The following is a 3,961-nucleotide window of genomic DNA, read 5'->3' as shown; positions in this document are numbered from 1 at the left end:
TCTTGTCTGAACTAATACAGCTAAGTAAAATACTTTTTTACGAACGGTGAGGTCATGGCTGACAATAACCCTACATAGTCAATTTTAAATTCAATTTCCTGTCCTATTTCCAAAGGCATGTTATTGCTTTCAATTACAATATGATCACTGCTAGCCGATATGATTGTTAATCCCTCTGGAGAGATTAACCCATGAGGGTCAACATCCTGCCTACCTAAGGCAAGTATTGCTTGTGCAACATCACCTCTATCAATAATATCATCTTGTTCTCCAAAAGCATTCTTATGACGCTTGCCCCAAGGAATGGATGGTTTTTGATTCGATTCAATCACTTCAGCAATGAGTTTTACCGTGTCAGTATGTGCGCCGCTAATACGGCGTTTATTGAGTGCTTCTACTCCAAAATAAATAGACTCACCCAAACGTAATTGATTTATACGTTCGACATTGTCTGAACTAAACGCCCACAATAAATTTGCTGAATTTCCGCCTGAAATAATGTCTAGCTTAAGTTTAAAGTGCGTTTCCATATCAGACGCCAATTTGGCCAAATATGTCATATTGTGGTGATCGGGTGCGATACCATATCTACATGCCAAGTTAGCACCAATACCTTGTAAACGGATGTTTGATAATGAGCGAGTTTCTTTGATTATCTCAATAAGATGGTCTGGCATAACTCCTTCTCTTAGATCGCCAAGCTCTACCATGATTATGACTTGATGGAATACTCCGAGGTTTTTTGCGGACGCAGAAAGCGCTTGTATGGTAGAAATCTCTGTATTCAGGCTTATATTACAGTTCAGCAAAACCCGTTCTAATTGACTCAACATCGGAGGTCTTATCAACATTATGGGCACTGTAATGCCGGCTCGTCGCATTTTTTCAATATTTTCAATTCTTGAATCGGCTAGGATAGTTGCACCGGCATCTATTAAGAGCCGCGCAATAACTGGGTGACCCATGAATACTTTAGTAACAGCCACAACATCGATTGCTAGAGGTTTGAGCATTTTTATTAAAAGTGCTGCATTTTCTGCTATTTTATTACCGTCGATTTGCAGCCGAGGGTTACTCACTGTAGTGTAGGTCTTTTTATTCGCAAATGAGGAAACTCTATTAATATCATTTGAATTAAAAACATACTTGAACGGCTTAATGCATCAGTTACGAGGACCGAGAAATCTTTAGAGTAACGGTATATGTATTCTTCAAGATCCATTTCATTCATTGCTTCATGGTTAATACATATGCCGATAACCTTTGTTTCCGCAAAGCTTTCAATCAACTCTATTTCAGATGAAAGCTTAGGCATTGGCATATCCTTAAAATCGACCCGCTCTTTCCTATGCGGAGCGTGTTGCAATATGACAGCATGAGGTGCACTTCCTCTTAAGATCATTGCACTGGTCGAAAATGCAGGATGACTCAAAGCGCCTTGACCTTCAATTATGATGATATCGGGCTGTTCAATTTTATAAGCACGATGGATGACAGCTTCAAGTTCTCCAGGGCAAAATTGAGCAGTTATAGAATCCATCACTAAACCATAGGGGCTACCTTGAATAATACCGGTTTGACCTGTTGCAATGAAGACGACTTTTAAGCCATATCTTGTCAGCGCATTACTTAATGTTACTGCTGTGGTGCGCTTTCCTATTGCACAGTCAGTTCCCATTATAGCAACTCTTGGGCAGGAAACTTCCTTAAGAATATTTCTAAAAACTTGTAATTTGCTTTTATTTACGGGTCTTCTGATGTCATAAAGTGAAACACCATATTTTTTGCTTACAGCTATGAATTCAGGGTCGTCGTTTAAGTATTGATGCAATCCATTGACTATATTCATACCACATGTAATGGCTTCTAACATAACTTGACGGTCTATTGTAGATAGCAAACCATTTGAATGTGCTAAACCGTAAATGAAAAAGTTGACAGGTTCATTTGCCATTTCAAATGCTTCATTTAAGCTTGAGTAAATCGGGATGCCATTTCTTTTATTATCTAAAACATACCCAGAGTCTAAACCCGCCATTTCGCTGTCAATGACGGAGAGTATTCTAAAGTTAGATGATTGTCTTATAAGCCCATTCGCTGTTTTACCATCACTTTTCGTGAAATTAGCTTCACAATAAATAATCGCAGTTGGAACAACATCTAGCTCCATGAAAGAGTTAAGTTGATTTTGCTCGTTATTGTATACGTGAGACTGCTGAGAAAAAGGCACATCTGCCTTGAGTGACTTTTTATTCATAATAACACCTCTAATGTAGAAATTACTTAGAGGGCAATCTGTGCATGCCGAAGCGCCAAATCGGAAGAGGTACAAGTAGTCCCCACTAAGTTAGTTGGGGGATGTTTACATTAGTCTATTTTTTGAACAGAAGATAGCTAAAAGTCAAATTTAATTATATTTAAAATTTAATCTTATGAATTAAAAGTAATAGTTCGAGTTGTTTGTTTGAGCGGGTTAGTGCCCAGCGAACTGCTTACTTTCAAAATCAGACATAGAAGGCTAAGGGATCCCCAAAAATAGTCATTAATTTTCAATCACATCACTTACATCCATATTTTTCCAGTTAAGTTGTACTACCACCTGTATGAAATAGACTAGCCCCTCTAAGTAGTCTCGCCGTCGTAGTTTAAATGACTGTTTTTGGAAGTATCGTAGTCCAACAAATAAATGCCCACGAAACCACTCGCCTGTTTTTGGTTGAGTTAGCTTGGAAAGCGCCCGTTTTTCCTGCTTTATCTATCACGGCACCAAGTATCATCGAAAACCAATGGGCCAACGTCGCTAACAGTAACAGTATATTTAATCGGTTGAGTTTATTCGTTCTGTTTAGATCTGAGCCTAAGCCAAATCGAACGCTTTTTTTGGTCTCGAAACCCTGCCTCTATCTGCATTCTCATACCATATAGTTTGAGCACTTTTTCGAGAAAATTATGTCTTTTTACAAGGGAAGAAACGAGCAACCAAGGTTCCTTATAAACGCGTTTCTTATCCCTTTTTAATAGCTTATGCCCCTTGCCAACCAGCACCGCATGGGTGTGATATTTTGCACTTTTGGTCAGTTCGACCTCGCCAAGATAGTGGCTCTTACGTCGATTACTTTTGAATAATGACTGGCATGAGATAAAGTCGTTACTCTGCTGGGCTTTTAGGTGAACAGTACCACGCACTCGGCAAGAGCAGCTTGAGCATTTTTAAGAAGTATTTTTGGACTTTTGGACAATGATACTGATAGCTAAAAGCACTTTTCTGATAGAGAGTTAGAGAGCGGCCTTCACTAACAATACTTGCTCGCAGAATACAGTGCTTGTTCTGAGTATCGGCATGGCTCCAGTCAACCAGAATAATGGGATGCTTTTCAGTAACAACAAAGCTATAAAGGCTTATTCTGGGGGTACTTTAGCCTGTACACGACGTTGTTTCCTAAATAGTTGACCTTCTTTAGTTTGGTGCGATCAGATCATTAAATGCCTTAACCCATGATGCGAAATGAAGAAGAAAATTAGGAATTGGTCACAGTACAATCGTGCTTTAGTTCAACGCGGTAACATCAATATTTGGCTAAGTGATAGTGCCATCTCAAAGTGGCAGAATACCGAAAAACATGGTGGCCGTGGTCGTTCAAATCACTATTCTGATTTAGCAATTGAAACCTGTTTAACCTTAAGGGCCGTATTCCATTTGCCACTTAGGGCCTTAGAGGGGTTTGTAAATTCCTTGCTCACTATGATGGATACCTCGCTGCAATCACCGTGTTATAGCTGTTTATGCAAACGTAGTAAAACACTTGATGTGCAGTATAGAAAGAGCGCAGGCAAAGGCTTTATAGATATTGTAGTCGATAGCACGGGCCTTAAAGTGTATGGAAATGGAGAATGGCATACGAGAAAACATCATGCGACTAAGCGCCGAACTTGGCGAAAATTGCACTTGGCCGTAGATGCG

3 protein-coding genes are annotated in these 3,961 nt (G+C 39.5%); 1 reads left to right on the top strand and 2 read right to left on the bottom strand.

Features of this window, described 5'->3' with window-relative positions:
* Positions 1-20 precede the first annotated feature (20 nt).
* Both CWC18_RS19075 and CWC18_RS19070 read right to left on the bottom strand, forming a co-directional pair.
* Entirely contained in the window at positions 21-1,079 is a 1,059-nt protein-coding gene (locus CWC18_RS19075; RefSeq protein ID WP_138675884.1) for an alanine/ornithine racemase family PLP-dependent enzyme, read from the bottom strand.
* On the bottom strand, positions 1,076-2,257 hold the full coding sequence (locus CWC18_RS19070) for a DUF1611 domain-containing protein (RefSeq protein WP_138675883.1): 1,182 nt from the start codon (positions 2,255-2,257) through the stop codon (positions 1,076-1,078). The genes CWC18_RS19075 and CWC18_RS19070 overlap by 4 nt, the downstream gene beginning before the upstream one ends.
* Before the next feature lie 1,248 nt (positions 2,258-3,505).
* On the opposite strand from CWC18_RS19070, the gene CWC18_RS19065 reads away from it, so the two are divergent.
* Positions 3,506-3,961 (top strand): IS5 family transposase (locus CWC18_RS19065; protein ID WP_138675882.1); only part of this gene is annotated, 456 nt, incomplete at its 3' end.

The organism is Pseudoalteromonas aurantia, from assembly GCF_005886875.1.
GTDB lineage: Bacteria > Pseudomonadota > Gammaproteobacteria > Enterobacterales > Alteromonadaceae > Pseudoalteromonas > Pseudoalteromonas aurantia_A.
The sequence above is the reverse complement of the archived record's forward strand: the minus strand, read 5'-3'. Positions and strand labels throughout refer to the sequence as shown.